The organism is Ensifer sp. Root278 (assembly GCF_001429285.1).
Classification (GTDB): domain Bacteria; phylum Pseudomonadota; class Alphaproteobacteria; order Rhizobiales; family Rhizobiaceae; genus Ensifer.
Genome location: NZ_LMJJ01000020.1, coordinates 24523 through 39515 on the forward strand (window position 1 = coordinate 24523; position 14993 = coordinate 39515).

The window sequence follows — 14993 nt, forward strand, 5'->3', positions numbered from 1 at the left end:
TCCCGCATCCCGCTTCAGCGGCTAGGGACGCTCAGCGAACGTAGATCGTCAGTCCGCCGTCAGTGGCCTGTTCGGCGCCGCCGATATTTTCTATCTCGACATTTTGCGCCTTCAACTGTTCCGCAAGCGGCTTGTTGGCTTCGATCGCCGTGACCAGGGCTTTACGCTGCTCCGGCGTCGCGTTTTCCACCCACAAGCGGGTCTGATTCTGTTCCGCCAGCGTGCTGATCTGAACGACGTTGACTTTATCGCCCTTGAATTCACTCACCGATTTTTCGATATTGGCCGGCCAGTTCATTTCAGCCTGAGCATAAGCTATTCCGCCAAAGCTAATGGCGGACAGGGCGGCAATTACGGAAAACACTGCAATGCGTTTCATGGTCATGCTCCTCTCTTGGGTTGCGCTCGTGGCCCAAGAGGCAACGAAACGCGTGGTTACCGGCCTATCCCGTCGCGACCGCACGGGCCGGAACGGCGCCGGATGGCTATTTTTTGTTGAGGCGGTGCAAATACAGCCTTGCTGGTGGCGATTGAATGATGATCGCCCTTACATGTCGGAAGCTGCGTGATCGAGCTTCGCACCCTTTCTTCGTCGCAAGTTCCAATACCGGCGCGTTGTGAACGTATATAGCTTCACACAAGAATGGCCCTGCCAGGTTTGCAAGGGGACGGCTCTCGCGCGCTGGCACATGCCCAAACGCGCTCCTAGTAGCAGGGCGGATAGGGATAGTAGCCACAGGCCCCAGGAGCGTAGTAGCGACGCTCGGCAGCTGCCGCGCCGATCGCAGCCCCGGCGACTACGCCTGCACCGTAATAGGCTCCCGGGTGCGCATACCATCCCCCGCGCCAGACCGGGGCACGTCCACCCACCGCTACCCCGCCGTATGGGCCTCGAGCAGCAAACCAGTCGATAAACAGCGATGCCGGGCCGTCCGCCCCAACCAGATCACCTTCCAGGACGGCAACTTCGAAAGTCAGATTACCACCCTCGAGCTTGGGCGCCTTCAAGACGACCACTGCATCGGCGACCGAGTCACCTCTGCTGCTCAGGACTGATATTGTTGCATTAGGAGGGTCCTTGGCGAAGCTGTCCGTTCCCTCACCCCATTGCTTGATGAACTCGGAGGTGAGGACGTGACCTGCAGATCGCACCGGCCGATCGGCGAAGACGATCGAACTGGCGGTGATGCCGGACATCGTGAGCTTGCCGTTTTCGAGTTTTGCTCCCGCAGAATTAAGAACGGCAAGAGACGGTACCATTTGCGATTTTGTCGCCCCGATCGTCTTTTGCGCCGGCGCTGACATGGCGTCCTGTGCGAACATTGGCGCGGTGGATAGCAGGCCCGCCGCCAGAGCGACCAGGCATATGCATATGCAGGATAATTTGTTCATCTGTATCACTCCCTCTTGTCCCGGTTGGCCCTATTGCGGGAGCCCCAGATTGATTAGCAGTGCGCACCTGTTGTCGGCTGACACGGAATGGCCGGGGGTGTCAGTCGGCCACTCTGCGCGTTCATGATCCGTGATCTGAAAGATAGTTTCCTCGGATTAGTATGGTTTTGCGAAAGGGCCCTTGCCGAACCTTTCCAGTTCCCGCTCGATGTCGATAAGGATGCTGTCTATGAGCTCCTGATACTCGGCGATCCGCTGTTGCCGTCCGGAAGATGTGGAGCGCCGCCATCGGTCCTTCTCCTCATTGGCTATGGCGAAATCCTCACAGAGTTCGCGAAAGGCCTCGCATTGGGCGGCGAGTTCCTCGATCGCCTGACCGCTCGTTTTGAAGTAGCTCGTTACGAATTCGACACCCTTTCCCATTTGATCTATCCGTTTGTGTGAGGCCTGAGTTCAAAGGAAGGACAATGCCAAATACCGGCGCTGCTTTTCGGCCATCGTGAGCGCTGGCAGGAGAGACGCAAGGTACGTAACTGTAACCTACAGTGAGCACGACACGTTTTACTCGCGTAAGATGTGGCTTTCTGGTTGCCGATGAGGCATTGAACCTTTGGCGTTGGAGACTTAGGCTCGATTTCAACAAATTACGAATTTGAAGCCAGATTGAGAGACAGTGGCAGCATCCCCCAAGGGGAGGACGCGACGCCGCATCCAGAGCCCAGCGCCGAAGATATCCCGTGCCAGCTGCAAAATGCTGTCTCCAGCCCCGAATCTCGCACGGGGACCTTGGCGCTGCCTTCCTGATGACGCAGGACGCCGATCTAGCGAAGAAACTGTCAAATCCGATTGCCTCGTTGGTGAGTGTACCCTTCCAGTTCAACTACGACAGCGGATATGGTCCAAGCGACGGGCACAAGGCGGTTCTGAACATTCAGCCGGTCATTCCATTTGAGCTGAACGACGATTGGAACGTCATCTCGAGGACTATTGTCCCGGTAACATCACAGGACGACATCGCAGGGGGCAGCGGAAGCCAGTTTGGACTTGGAAATACGCTCCAGAGCTTTTTCTTCTCGCCCAAGGAATCCGCGGCCGGCGGGCTGATCTGGGGCGCTGGTCCCGCCATCCTTATTTCAACTGCGACGGAGCCTCTGCTTGGCGGGGGGAAGCTGGGGCTCGGTCCCACAGGTGTTTCTTGAAGCAGGAGGGACCATGGACCTACGGCACGCTTGCCAATCATATCTGGTCAGTCGCGGGAGACGGCGGGCGTGCGGACATCAGTTCGACGTTCCTGCAGCCGTTCGCTTCCTACACGACGCATGATGCCTGGACCTTCACGTTGGACACCGAAAGCACGTACGACTGGAAAAGCGACCAATGGAGCGTGCCCATCAACTTCTCGGTGTCGAAGCTCGTCACCTTTGACAAGCAACCCGTCAGCTTCCAGGTCGGAGCACGTTACTGGGCGGAATCCCCGGAGGGCGGCCCGCAGGGCTGGGGCGTTCGCGCCCGCCGTTACATTCCTGTTCCCCACGTGAGCGCCACATAAGTGCGTCGAGTGCCTAAGGGTCAGAAAGGCTACGCAAAAGCGCTCCACCACCGGAGAACGGAACTTCCAGTCGATAGATGGCTTTTATCAACCAAAGACAGCGGTAGCCTTGATACACAAGGGCTACCATGCGATTCTTCGGGCATGATCCGAAGGAGATGAGAATGTCGGAGATGCTTGCAGCGCTTACCAACATTCGGACTTGGCGGCGCGGTTTGATCAGTTGCTTCAGCTTGCCCTGATCGGCCTCAACGACGTTGTTCAGATATTTGACCTGCCGGTGCACAAGGCCTCCGGGACATTTGCCTTCGGCCTTCAATTGGGCAATAGCAATGCCATAAGTCGGAGCCTTGTCGGTGTTGATGACGGTTGGCTGTTCCCAGTCCTTCAGGCCATTCAACGCCTTGCCGAGAAACCGTTTGGCCGCTTTGGCATACGACGCTGCTAATCCCCACACGCTTTGAGCACCGTGACTTTCCCTCCAGGCGCAAGCACAAAATGGCAAACAACTGTCGTGCCTGGCGCAAAAGTCGCGGTACCCCCAAGCTCAACGCGTGCTCCACCTTTGGAAAATTCGATCTCGGGGGCACCAACGCTGTAGAAGCCGCCCTTGACGAGTTCCACGGAATGAATAATCCGGGCCCGGCCCTTTTCGTTCGCCGCTAGCTTCCATTCCGCCACGACACGCGACGAAACGTGTTCGAAACCCTGTCTTACAACGATGATGCGATAGCTGCCTTCTCCAACGCCGTCTTCTCTCCAGTACCCACCTTCCACGACCGCCATAACGTCGGGATCCACCAGCACCTCGGCGAGGGACTCGTGGGCAGCGAACAGAACAAGGCACCCGAACAATTTGCCAAGAATGCGGCCCCTGCTTGCGATGCTCATTGATCGTTCCCCCTTGAATGTTGATTGGCCGGTCTCGCGGTTCCTGCCCCCTATGTTTACTCCCGGTTGAGAAGGACCGCCATCAGCTGCAATTCATCTGGTCGTCATGTAGAATGTGCCGTGGGAGGCCGCTCGTCACGAACGCCACAAGCGCGGCCACCGCGTTGGCACCTCCACTGATCACAATGGCCGAGAAGTAACTGTTGCTGGCGTCATAGATAAAGCCAGCGAGGCTCGGACCGATCAGCGTGCCGATTGCGACGCTCGTGTAAAGGAGGCCGATTATCCCACCGACATTGCGGCGACCGAAATGATCGGCAACCACGGCCGGCAGTACCGCGACCCAGCCACCGTAGAACAATCCGAACAGCAAGGCGAAGGCAGCAAGTGCCCAAGATCCGGCAGACGAAGCCCAAATTGCAAGCGAAACGGCGATGCCTGCGTACATTATCACCAGGAAGGTGTCCCGACCCAAACGATCCGCAAGGCCCCCAAGGCAAAAGCGCCCCGCTGTGCTTCCAACGCCGATCACACTCAAGAGTAGGACAGCGACCGCTGGAGCGATCTGGTGATCGACTGCAAACGGCACAAGATGAATAAACGGAACGAATACGCCGACTGCGCTCAACAGACATGCCACGTACATGCCAAGAAAACGCGGCGTGCGTATTGCATCCTTGACTGAGACGCCCTCCTTTGCCGCCGAACTTTCGATGCCGGGTTCGTCCGTGGCCCCGTCCGGCCGCAGTCCACGTTGCCCCGGATCGTCTTCGAGCAGCAGCGAGGCGCCGACGCCGACCGCCGCGGCCGCTCCACCAAGCACCAAATAGGCCCCTCTCCAGCCCAGGGTCGAAATCAACCACGTCGCCAACGGCGGCATGATAAGGGTACCAAAACCGATACCGCTAACCGCGAGCCCCGATGCCAGGCCACGTCGCGCGACAAACCAGCGCTGCACTGCCCCAAGGGCTGGCACATAGGCGCATCCCACGCCAAGACCTATGCCGAGACCGTAAGCTGCATAGGCCTCAGCAATGGTGCGCGCCTGCCCCGCCAATGCAAGGCCGAGACCGACAAGCGCCATGCCGACAACACAGAGCGATCTTGCTCCGAACCGATCGGCAAGCGGACCAGAGATAACGCCCAGGCTAAAGTACAAGAAACCCGCCGTCGAAAAAACAAGCGAAATGGAGCCACGCGATGCCCCGAGATCCCGCTGTAACGCTTCGATGAATGCACTGAAGGTATAGGCAATGCCAAAGCCCACGAATGTCACTGCAAATGTCGCGGCAACGACAACCCATCCGTAAAAGAAGTCCCGGCGTTGATGGAAAGCGATCATGATGTTTCCCTTTCTATCAGCCTTTTGCCGGGTGTCTCTGGTGCCAGGTCGTATGCTCCTGGAATGCAGCTACCGCGCGCACCAGGGTCAGTTCCTGGAACTGCCCCGCCAGCAATTGAACGCCGATCGGCATACCGTCCCTTGCGAAGCCTGCAGGAAACGTCAGTGCCGGATGGCCGCTCATATCGAGGGGGCAGGTGTAGCGCTGCAGCCTGGCGATCAGATCCGGCTGCTCGCCAAGTGTTGCGAGGGCAGCGAGCGTCAGCGGGGCGAACGGCTGTACGGGGGTCAGGATCAGATCGACCGCCGCAAACAAGGCTTCGACCTCACGGCGGAAAATCGCCCGTCGCAGGAGGATCTGCTGATACTCCGCCTCTGAGACGGTTCTCCCCATTTCGATGACGCCGGCAAGGATAGGTCCGTACAAGTTCCTGTTTTCTGCAAAGTCTCGCGCGTGAACCGCTGCCGCCTCCACGGCGCAGTTAGGCACCCAATCGGAGACGGCCTGCCCCACGTCTGGGAACTTGATCTCGACCATGAGCGCGCCGAGATCCGAAAAGACGACGGCGGCGTCGTCGAGAGCAGCTTGTGTCTGGGGCTCCACATCCTCGCTGTTCCAACGTGGATCGAGACCTATCCGTAAACCGCCGATCCCACCGCGCGAAGCGGAAGCGAAATCCGGTACCGGTTGGGCGGCCGCCGTAGGGTCTTTCGGATCAGCCCCCGCGATGGCGGCAAGAATGATCCCCGCATCGACGGCACTTCGCGCAATCGTGCCTATGTGGTCGAGCGAAGGTGCGAGATCGAAGACGCCGTGGCGGCTGACCCGTCCCCATGTCGGCTTGAGGCCGGTGACGCCATTTGCAGCCGATGGCCAGCGGATCGATCCGCCCGTGTCCGACGCAATCGCGCCGAAACAAAGGCCCGCTGCCGCAGCGACTGCTGAACCGCTCGAGGAAATCCCGGTCCAGTAGTCCGCGTTCCACGGATTGACAGATGGGGTTATTGCCGGATGGTAGTCCGAATAGGCCCCCTCAGTCATTTGCGTCTTGCCGATAATGATCGCGCCTGCTTGCCTGAGGCGTCTGACGACGGTGGCGTTTTCGTCGGGTATGAAATCGTGATGGACGAGTGTCCCGGCCCTGCTTGGCACACCTTCGACCCAGCACAGGTCTTTGACGGCAACAGGAACGCCGTGCAGCGGACCGCGATGGCGTCCGGCGGCGATTTCTTCGTCTGCCACTTTCGCCTGTTCCAGCGCGCTTGTGTCCATCACCTGCGCATAGGCATGAAGCTCCGGCTCCCAACGCGCAATGCGCGAAAGTTGCGCTTCGGTCACCGCACGCGAGGAAACGCACCCTCTCCTGATTCTGTCTCCGATGTCCCTGAGGCTAAGAAAAGTGAAATCATCCGAACCTATCGCCATTCAATTTCTTCCCGACTGCGGTGAGCGCACATACCTTAGAAAATCTGCCTCAATCCAACCGTCCCCTCACCAAGAGCAGCAAGACAATCGGCACTACAACGTGTTAAAGCACCTCACCAGCTTCCGACAAACCAGATCTAATCAACCATATGGGTTAGAAAAGCTAAACTATGAGCCACCATCTCCCCCCACTCAATGCGCTGAAGGCATTCGAGGCAGCCGCGCGCCATCTCTCGGTCAAGATGGCGGCCGACGAGCTTTGCGTCACTCCCGGCGCCGTCAGCCAGATGCTGAAGTCACTGGAGACACATCTCGGGGTGAAACTGTTCGAACGGGTGACACGTGGCATCTATTTGACGGATGCGGGCCGGGATTACCTGCCAGCGGTTCGAAATGCATTTCGCCAAATTGCCGAAGCGTCGCGACGGGTCATGGCAGCCAATGACAATGGCATGTTGACCGTCAGCGTCACGCCATTCTTCGCATCGGCCTGGCTTGTGCCACGCCTGAAATCCTTTCAGGAGATCAACCCAGAAATCGATCTCCAAATCGTCGCAAGCAGCGCCCTTGCCGACTTTTCCCGCGGCAGCGTCAATGTCGCCGTGCGTCATGGTATCGGCCGTTATCCGGGCCTACGCAGCGACCACGTCGTGACGGTTGAAATGGTTGTCGTGGCAGCACCCGCTCTCGTCGATCGTCTCGGCACCCCTCGATGCGCAGCGGATCTCGTCCGTTGGCCACATGTCCATGATGCCGACCGCAAGGGATGGAGCCTTTGGTTCCAGGCAAATGGCGTGGAGGAGTTCCGCTCTCCCCGCGGCCCGTCATTTGACGACAGCAGTTTAATTTTGACCGCTATCTTATCGGGTCAGGGCGCGGGACTGCTGCCCGCTGCCATGATTGCAGCGGAGCTCGCCGGCGGAGATTTGGTGCAACTCTTGGACGCGACTGTAATAGACGAATTTGCCTATTACCTGGTGTGCCCCGAGCACGCCCAGAACAATCCGAAGATCGCAGCCTTCCGGGATTGGATACTCAATGTGGAGAAGACACAGTTGGCCGGGACTTCCAGTAAGGCTTAGAGCGACCGACCTCTTGGCTGACGCGCAAAATATGCCGAGCGCGGCTGGGGTAAGTATTCCGTTTGGTGGCTACTCGTCGGCGGCGACACGCACCCTCCAAAGATCGCATAGGCAAGATGTAGAAGTTCGTCAAGTTTGTTAAGTTCGTAAATATACGGCGGCATTCGGGCAGTGCAGGTTCGAGTCCTGCCGCGCCCACCACCATCCTGATCGCCAAACGGCTGGTGTCGGAGGTCTTGAAAACCAATCTCAGCATTCCCAGATGATTTTCCGTCTTCTTTCATCCGGTTAGATAGGAAGGAGGGAAACATGTATCTTCCGGAGATGCCATGGTCTGTACCGTTGCAGGTAACGTTCCAGAACGGCAACAATCGCACCTTTTCATCGGTCTTCGACGCGCTCGTTTTTCTGGAGAACGAGTGGCCGCGACGTCGCGGACGGCGCTACGAGCAAGCCGTCGAAGTCTGTCGGCGCGCCCTTAACCGAAAGATGCCGGTTGCGATCGCGCGTGAAGCTTTCGTCGCTGCGTGTCTGGAGGCGGGCCTCCCAGCGAATGGGCTAGCCCACCGCACCAGCTCGAGAAGCGATGACAGGCGCTCTGCCGCATAGGTCAGGATGGGAATGCTCCGATGTTTGACCCCGTGGAAAGTGCCTGGATAAGCCCGACCGAGTTGAACTTCCTGCAAAGGATCTTCGACCGGGTTTGCATGTGGCGCCAGATTGATCGGCCCAGCGAGCGTGCCGACCACCTCGCGACTTACCTGTTGCATGAATATCGGGCTGGTATTCGCGACGAGACAGCTCTTTTCGAAGCAGCAATGTGGCGCGAGGCGGGCCGTTCAAAGTCCGGCCCCATGCATGAGCATGACAAAGGGCTCGACGACACGATAATCAACTAGACATGTGGCGCGCCATCCTCATGGCGCGCCAATCGTCTGAACCATTCGCCGTCGATGATGCTCCAGTTGAAGATGCGGCGCGATCGCCGACGCTAGACTGCCGCGACAATCATTTCCGATCCCCGCGCTAGGGTGCGGCCGACATTTACGCGGATCGGTTTACTTCAAGATTTTCCAAGCTCGCCCCGCACGGTGAGGTGCTCAAGCTTGACGGAGATGGGAGAGCTGTCAACGATACGGCTGAAAGCGATAACCGACGCCCAGCGCGCCAAGCCTCGTAGCGTCAATTCCGGACGATACATTATGCGATCGTAGACGCACGAAACCGGAACAAGCAGTGTACAGGCGGCGCCGTCGAGACAGTTTCATCACTGGCATTGCCGTGTAGCCGCCGGTCCTTATCGCCATGGCGTCCCGGAGGCTGACGCTTTCCGGTAAAGGCACCAGCCAGTCTCCACTCACACGCGCCCTGGCCGCCAGTCCACCCCACAATGCCGTTCCCCAACGCCCCAGCCGTTCAGACAACCCGATCACCCGGCTCAAAGGCGGAATTGGAACTTTCGGCAACGACGCCCTCAAAATCGATCCCAGGCACCATCGGGAAACTGCGACCACCGGCGAGGCGCCGGTGATCGCAAGAGCTTCCTCCTGCCCGCTGTCGGAGTTCTCGATCAGGACGGCGTCAAACATCTGAGCTTCCCATTCTTGCCTACGCGACTTTCTTTGCGTTGGGCGTAGAGCAGGCCACTTGCGAATTGACCATGGCGTCAACCGCTTGGGGCAGCGTCAGCACACCTATGGCCTGACCGGCGGCATCGACAACGGCGATCTCGTTTTCCCCGGCCAGCGTCATCGCTCTTGCGGCTTCCTCCAACTTCGCGCCGGCCGGCACCGAGATCTTTAACTCACGGGCCGAAGCATTCAGCGCGGTGGCAACCGTCTCAACATTGATGACGCGGGAACGGTTCACCTCCCGAACAAAGTTGGCGATGTAATCGTCGGCAGGGTTCATCACGATGTCCTGCCCGGTGCCCTGCTGTACGACTTCTCCATCCCGCAAAATCGCAATGCGATCTCCAAGCCTGAGCGCCTCGTCAAGATCATGGGTGATGAATACGATCGTCTTCTTGATCTCCTTCTGTAGAGCGAGGAGTACGGTCTGCATGTCGACGCGAATGAGCGGATCCAGCGCAGAAAACGCCTCGTCCATCAGCAGGATCGGCGCATCGTTCGCCAGCGCACGGGCAAGACCGACACGCTGTTGCATACCGCCCGACAACTGATTGGGATATTTGCTCTCGAAACCCTTGAGTCCGACACGTTCGATCCACCGCATGGCGCGGTCGACCTGCCGGTTACGAGGTGCCCCTTGTATCTCCAGGCCATAGAGGGTGTTTTCGAGAACGGTGCGATGCGGGAGAAGCGCAAACTTCTGGAACACCATGGCGGTCTGATGCCGACGGAACTCACGCAACTGCACGGCATCCATCTTGACCACATCCTCGTCGCCGATGACGACCTCGCCTGACGTCGGATCGATAAGGCGATTGATGTGGCGGATGAGCGTGGACTTTCCTGATCCCGAAAGTCCCATGATCACCTGAATGCCACCAGCAGGCATCGAGATGTTGATGTCTCTCAGACCGAGGACATGGCCATGTTTTGCGTTCAATTCCGTCTTCGTAACGCCTTGCTCGACAAGCTTTACACAATCCGCACCGTTGGGGCCGAAGATTTTGTAGAGCTTTTTGATTTCGATGCCGAAGCCACCAATTTTTTTATTACCCATGAACCACCTCCCGGTGCTTTTGAAGGCGCGCACCAAAGGCTTGGCTGACGCGGTCGAAGATAATGGCGATGCCGACGATCGCGAGACCGTTGAAGATGCCCAGCGTGAAATACTGGTTCGAGATCGCCTTCAGCACCGGCTGTCCAAGGCCCTGAACGCCGATCATCGAGGCGATGACGACCATAGCGAGCGCCATCATGATCGTCTGGTTGGTGCCGGCCATGATGGTGGGGAGCGCAAGCGGCATCTGCACGTTCTTCAGCTTCTGCCAGTTCGAGGAACCAAAGGCATCGGCGGCTTCGAGTACATCCTTGTCAACGAGGCGGATGCCGAGATTGGTGAGGCGGATCATCGGCGGGATGGCATAGATGACCACCGCGATGAGGCCCGGAACCTTGCCGATGCCGAGCAGCATGACAACCGGAATGAGGTAGACGAAGCTCGGCATGGTCTGCATGACGTCCAGAACCGGATTGACGATATTCTGCACCCTGTCCGACCGGGACATGGCAATACCGATGGGGATACCGACGACGATCGACAGAACCGTGCAGACGAAGATCATCGAAACCGTCTTCATCGTATCGTCCCACATGTCGAAGTAGCCGATGAGCAGAAGCGTCACGACCGTTCCCGCGACGATCTTCCAGTTGCGGCTGGCGAACCAGGCGACGGCGGCGATGAGCAAGAGGATGATCGGCCAGGGCGTCTGGGTCATGAAGCGCTCGGACCAGATCAGAAAGTGCTGTAGCGGCTCGAATATTGCTTCAAGACCGTCCCCATAAGCCCGCGTGAAACCGCGGAACCCTTCGTCGATCGCCTTCTTGAGATCGCGTAAAGACGCATCATCCATGTGCGGAAAGCTGAACAGCCAATCCAAAATCTATCCTCCTCGATAACGGCGAGCGCATCCTCGGACGCGCTGTTCGTTGCCTGCGCGTTAGGCGCCAGCAACGTCTTGAATGAGATCAAAGCGCCGCCTTGATCTTCTCAGCTGCCTCAGGCGATACCCATTCCTTCCACATGGCCTCGTTCTCCTCGAGGAAGTGCTTTGCGCCATCATCGCCGCTTGCCTGATTGTCGGTCATCCAGGCCATAAGCTAGTTGACCGTTTCGTTCGACCAGGCGCGCTTGTTGAGGTAGCCCATGACATCCTCGCCGGCGCGCTCGGAGAACGCTTTGGTCACGAGCGTCTGGACGGTGTCCTTCGGCCATTCATTCTTTTTCGGGTCCGGGCAATCCGCGACGGTATTGCAGCGCTTCCACTCGGCCGCGTCGTACGGCACGCCATAGTCGAGCTTGACCATGTCGTACTTGCCGAGAAGCGCAGTCGGAGCCCAGTAGTAGCCGACCCAGCCTTCCTTGCGCTCGTAGGCCTTGGCGATCGAGCCGTCGAGGCCAGCGGCGGAACCCGTATCGACCAGCGTGAAGTTCGCCGCTTCGCCGCCATAGGCCTTGTAAAGCTGCGAGGTCACGACCGTACCACCCCAGCCCTGCGGGCCATTGTGGATCGCACCTTTCGATTTGTCTTCGGGATCCGGGAACAGCTCCGGATGCTTGAGGACATCATCGATCGTCTTGACGTCCGGATGAGCGTCAGCAAGGTATTTCGGCATCCACCAGCCCTGCACCGCGCCATCGGTCAGGACGGTCGATGCAACAACGAGCTTTCCGTTTGCAACGCCGGCGTTGACGACATCGGGCAGAAGATCGACCCATCCTTCGGGCGCGATGTCGGGTTGGCCCTTCTCGGTCATCGATGTGATCGTCGGGACAGTATCGCCCTGTATGATTTCGGCGTTGCAACCGTAACCTTCGTTCAGGATAAACTTGTCCAGGCTGGCGAGCACTTCGGCGCTCTGCCAGTTCATGCTGGCGATGGTGACGTCACCGCAATCCGCAGCCTGCGCAGCATTGCCGAAGGTCAGCATGGCTGCTGCAAGGCATGTCGAGGCGAAGAGTTCTTTCATGGCACTTCCTCCCTATGTGCGATGTTGAAATTCCAAGCCCGTCAACGCCATCGCATATCTCGGCGGGCCGCCGGCGGCTTCGGTATCCTCCTCAGAACCCGAAGCCGCCGTTTCCTGCTAGCTCGGCAGATACTCCTCACTCCAGGTCTCGCTGATCGCACCGGAGGCAATCAGCCGATCGATCTCGGCTTCGGTGTAGTTCAGGGTCCGGAGAACGGCGCGTGTGGACGCTCCGTACTTCTCCGCCGGCGCGACAGCGGTGACCTTGCCGACAGCCGGACGGATGGCGAAGGGGTCGAGCTGCGTGACCTTATGGCCGCTCGGATGGTTCGGGAAGATCGAGAAGGAATAGCTGCCGCGGTCGATCCCCGGCGTGCCGTCGGCAATGCGGGCACTGCGGCTGCGGATCGTTTCGATGTTCTCGCAGAGCGATACGCCGATATCGGCTTCTCGCAGGCGCTGCTGCCAGGTTCCCGCAGGTGCCGTCATGAAGGCTTTCGCCAGATAGGCCTCGCGGTCGGATGCCGACATTTCGACAATCCCCCTGAGACCCTCGACCTTGCCGAAGCGCAGGAGGTCGGCTTCCGAGGCGCACAGAAGAAGGTGATCCCCCGAGGCCGTCTCGTAGAGCCGCGACAGCGCGTTATAACCTTTCGTTTCGCGACCGGACGGCTCATCGAAGGGGCCGCGGTCGACATAGTCATAGCAGAACGGTATCTGCGCGAGGCCGGTCAGCGCTGACAGCGACGTGCGCGGGCGGCCGACGATCCCGGTTCTGGATTTCTGGTAGAGGGCGGCGGCAATGCCCAGCGCCGCGCCGAAGCCGCACATGACATCGATGGTGCCGACATGGGCATGTTCTTCCGGCGTCTCCATCGAGCCGCCGAAGCGCAGCATGATGCCGGTTGCCGATTGCACGAGATCGTCATAGCCGAGATAGTCGGTGCGCGGGCCGGTGCGCACGCCGCCGAAACAATCGAGCTGGCAGAAAATCGCTTGGCGGTTGAGCGCCTTCAGGCTTTCGGCATCGAGCCCCATCGCCTTGACCTGGCGGTCGGTCGCATTCCAGACCACGACATCGACAGAGCGCACCAGTTCCTCGAAGACAACGCGGCCATCGGGCGAACCGATGTTCAGCAGCACGGACTGCTTTCCGCGCATGTGCGACATGCCGAAGATCACGGTATTCCAACAATCATAGAGCGGCTTGGCCGGATCGATCTTAATAACCTCCGCGCCGAAGCGGGCGAGATAGGCGACCGAATGCGGGCCGGCAATTACATTGCAGAGATCAAGGACCCTGATGCCATCCAACCACCCACCGGGCGTGTCGTTTGCGGGCGCCGGCAAGGACGAGCGCTCTATGTCCGCAAGCATCGCCAGCGCATCCTCGACCGTTCCCCAACGCCGAGGGTGCGGCGTCAGCATGGCTTCGGCGCTCTCTTGCAGCCAGGCCATCGGCCCCGGCTGGGTCATGCGGCCAAGGATCGGATCGTCGACCTCGATCATCAGGCCGGCGGCCTTGGCGTGATCGTCGGCGATCCATTCCTTCAACCAGCGTTGCGGCGCGCCCGGAAACAGCCCTTCCCCGAAGATGCGCTCCCATTCGGCCGCCGTCTTCGTCAGGAAGACCTGCTTCATGCGGGCCGCGATCTTGTCGGCCCAGAATTTCGGGAGCGGATAGACGCCAAGCGAAACGTCCGACGACCATTGCGAGACCGGAAGATAGGTGTCTTCCTCCTCGCGCAGTCCCTCGGCCACCAGTTCATCGTAGAGACCGAGGGCTTGCAGGCAGCGCTTCGCATGGTTCTTGTGGCTGGGGCAGACGACGTAGAACATCCGCCCGTCGGCGCACATATAGCTGCGATAGAAGGGATCGAGGAACTCCTGGAGGTCGTCATAGGACATATCCATCGGCATGCCCTCGCCGCGCCGGCGCTCGATCTCCCGCTCGCGCTGGGTCTGGTAACGCAGCGGATAATCATCGATCAGGATCGAATTGTAGGAGAGGCCCTCCATGACGGCACTTGCCAGCGGCACTTCGATGTGGTCGCCGTGCCCGGTGCGCTCGCGCGCCTGAAGCGCCAGCACCGTTGCGGACGCTGCAAGCATTGTGCCGTAAGCGGAAGAGAGCGGCAGCGGCGAGAACGAGGGGTTGATGCCCATCAGGACGCGATTGAGTCCCATATCCGTGAAGACGCCGGAGGACGCCGCAATTACCGCCTCGAAGGCCCGCCAGTCATGGCGAAGCTGATCGTCGGAGGCGAAACCGGGGATCGACAGGGTGATCAGTTCCGGCCGCGCCTTGCGGAGCGCCGCAAAATCGATTCCAAGCCGGGCGAGCACGCCGGGGCGGAAATTCTCAACGACAATATCGGCCTCGGCGACCAGCGCTTTTGCCTCATCCACCCCCTCTTCCGACTTGAGATCGAGGGTGACGATCAGCTTGTTGCGATTGACGATGGCGTTGGCGGGATTGTCCCAGAGCGGACCGCCGGGCGGATCGACATGCACGACGGTCGCTCCAAGATCACCAAGAATCATGGCCACGGCCGGGCCGGCAATATATTGCCCGAAATCAACCACCCGAACGCCGGAAAGCGGAAGCGCGGAACGCGCGATCGATGTCATTGCTCTTTCTCCCCAAGAGTTT

Annotated in this window: 12 protein-coding genes and 4 pseudogenes; 4 read left to right on the forward strand and 12 right to left on the reverse strand. The window is 59.3% G+C overall.

Annotated elements, in window-relative coordinates; translation table 11 throughout:
* Positions 1-31 precede the first annotated feature (31 nt).
* The 3 genes from ASE60_RS16050 to ASE60_RS16065 form a co-directional block, all read right to left on the reverse strand.
* Positions 32-379, reverse strand: coding sequence for a hypothetical protein (locus ASE60_RS16050; protein WP_057251563.1), 348 nt, complete (start codon positions 377-379; stop codon positions 32-34).
* 326 nt (positions 380-705) lie between these two features.
* The gene (locus ASE60_RS16060) at positions 706-1392 is read right to left on the reverse strand and encodes a hypothetical protein (RefSeq protein WP_057251565.1); all 687 of its coding nucleotides are present in this window, start codon (positions 1390-1392) and stop codon (positions 706-708) included.
* 156 nt (positions 1393-1548) lie between these two features.
* Entirely contained in the window at positions 1549-1815 is a 267-nt protein-coding gene (locus tag ASE60_RS16065) for a hypothetical protein (protein ID WP_057251566.1), read from the reverse strand.
* Positions 1816-2210: 395 nt separating this feature from the next.
* Here ASE60_RS16065 and ASE60_RS16070 point away from each other — a divergent pair.
* A pseudogene (locus ASE60_RS16070) lies at positions 2211-2930 on the forward strand (transporter); the annotation flags it as partial.
* 24 nt (positions 2931-2954) lie between these two features.
* Here the strand turns inward: ASE60_RS16070 and ASE60_RS35695 are convergent.
* The 4 genes and pseudogenes from ASE60_RS35695 to ASE60_RS16090 form a co-directional block, all read right to left on the reverse strand.
* Positions 2955-3371: pseudogene (locus ASE60_RS35695) on the reverse strand (DDE-type integrase/transposase/recombinase); the annotation flags it as partial.
* 14 nt (positions 3372-3385) lie between these two features.
* Positions 3386-3832 carry a hypothetical protein gene (locus tag ASE60_RS16080; protein WP_057251567.1) on the reverse strand — a complete coding sequence of 149 codons (447 nt, stop codon included), beginning with the start codon at positions 3830-3832 and terminating at the stop codon, positions 3386-3388.
* Between the two features lie 82 nt (positions 3833-3914).
* Positions 3915-5174, reverse strand: a complete 1260-nt coding sequence (locus tag ASE60_RS16085; protein ID WP_057251568.1) for an MFS transporter — start codon at positions 5172-5174, stop codon at positions 3915-3917.
* 16 nt (positions 5175-5190) lie between these two features.
* Entirely contained in the window at positions 5191-6600 is a 1410-nt protein-coding gene (locus ASE60_RS16090; protein ID WP_057251569.1) for an amidase, read from the reverse strand.
* 170 nt (positions 6601-6770) lie between these two features.
* Here ASE60_RS16090 and gcvA point away from each other — a divergent pair, with 170 nt between their 5' ends.
* From gcvA to ASE60_RS16105, 3 genes are all read left to right on the forward strand, one after another.
* Positions 6771-7682 (forward strand): transcriptional regulator GcvA, encoded by a 912-nt coding sequence (gene gcvA, locus ASE60_RS16095; protein ID WP_057251570.1) that lies wholly within the window; start codon positions 6771-6773, stop codon positions 7680-7682.
* A 309-nt stretch (positions 7683-7991) separates the two neighbouring features.
* Positions 7992-8291, forward strand: a complete 300-nt coding sequence (locus ASE60_RS16100; protein WP_057251571.1) for a DUF982 domain-containing protein — start codon at positions 7992-7994, stop codon at positions 8289-8291.
* 20 nt (positions 8292-8311) lie between these two features.
* Positions 8312-8581 carry a hypothetical protein gene (locus ASE60_RS16105; protein ID WP_057251572.1) on the forward strand — a complete coding sequence of 90 codons (270 nt, stop codon included), beginning with the start codon at positions 8312-8314 and terminating at the stop codon, positions 8579-8581.
* Between the two features lie 354 nt (positions 8582-8935).
* Here ASE60_RS16105 and ASE60_RS35700 read toward each other — a convergent pair.
* The 5 genes and pseudogenes from ASE60_RS35700 to ASE60_RS16125 form a co-directional block, all read right to left on the reverse strand.
* A pseudogene (locus ASE60_RS35700) lies at positions 8936-9271 on the reverse strand (oxidoreductase); the annotation flags it as partial.
* A 19-nt stretch (positions 9272-9290) separates the two neighbouring features.
* Positions 9291-10370, reverse strand: coding sequence for a glycine betaine/L-proline ABC transporter ATP-binding protein (locus ASE60_RS16110; RefSeq protein ID WP_057251573.1), 1080 nt, complete (start codon positions 10368-10370; stop codon positions 9291-9293).
* Positions 10363-11250, reverse strand: coding sequence for a proline/glycine betaine ABC transporter permease (locus ASE60_RS16115; RefSeq protein ID WP_057251574.1), 888 nt, complete (start codon positions 11248-11250; stop codon positions 10363-10365). Before ASE60_RS16115 ends, ASE60_RS16110 begins: the two co-directional genes overlap by 8 nt.
* 88 nt (positions 11251-11338) lie before the next feature.
* A pseudogene (locus ASE60_RS16120) lies at positions 11339-12340 on the reverse strand (ABC transporter substrate-binding protein).
* Between the two features lie 117 nt (positions 12341-12457).
* Positions 12458-14971, reverse strand: coding sequence for a CoA transferase (locus ASE60_RS16125; protein ID WP_057251575.1), 2514 nt, complete (start codon positions 14969-14971; stop codon positions 12458-12460).
* Positions 14972-14993 lie beyond the last annotated feature (22 nt).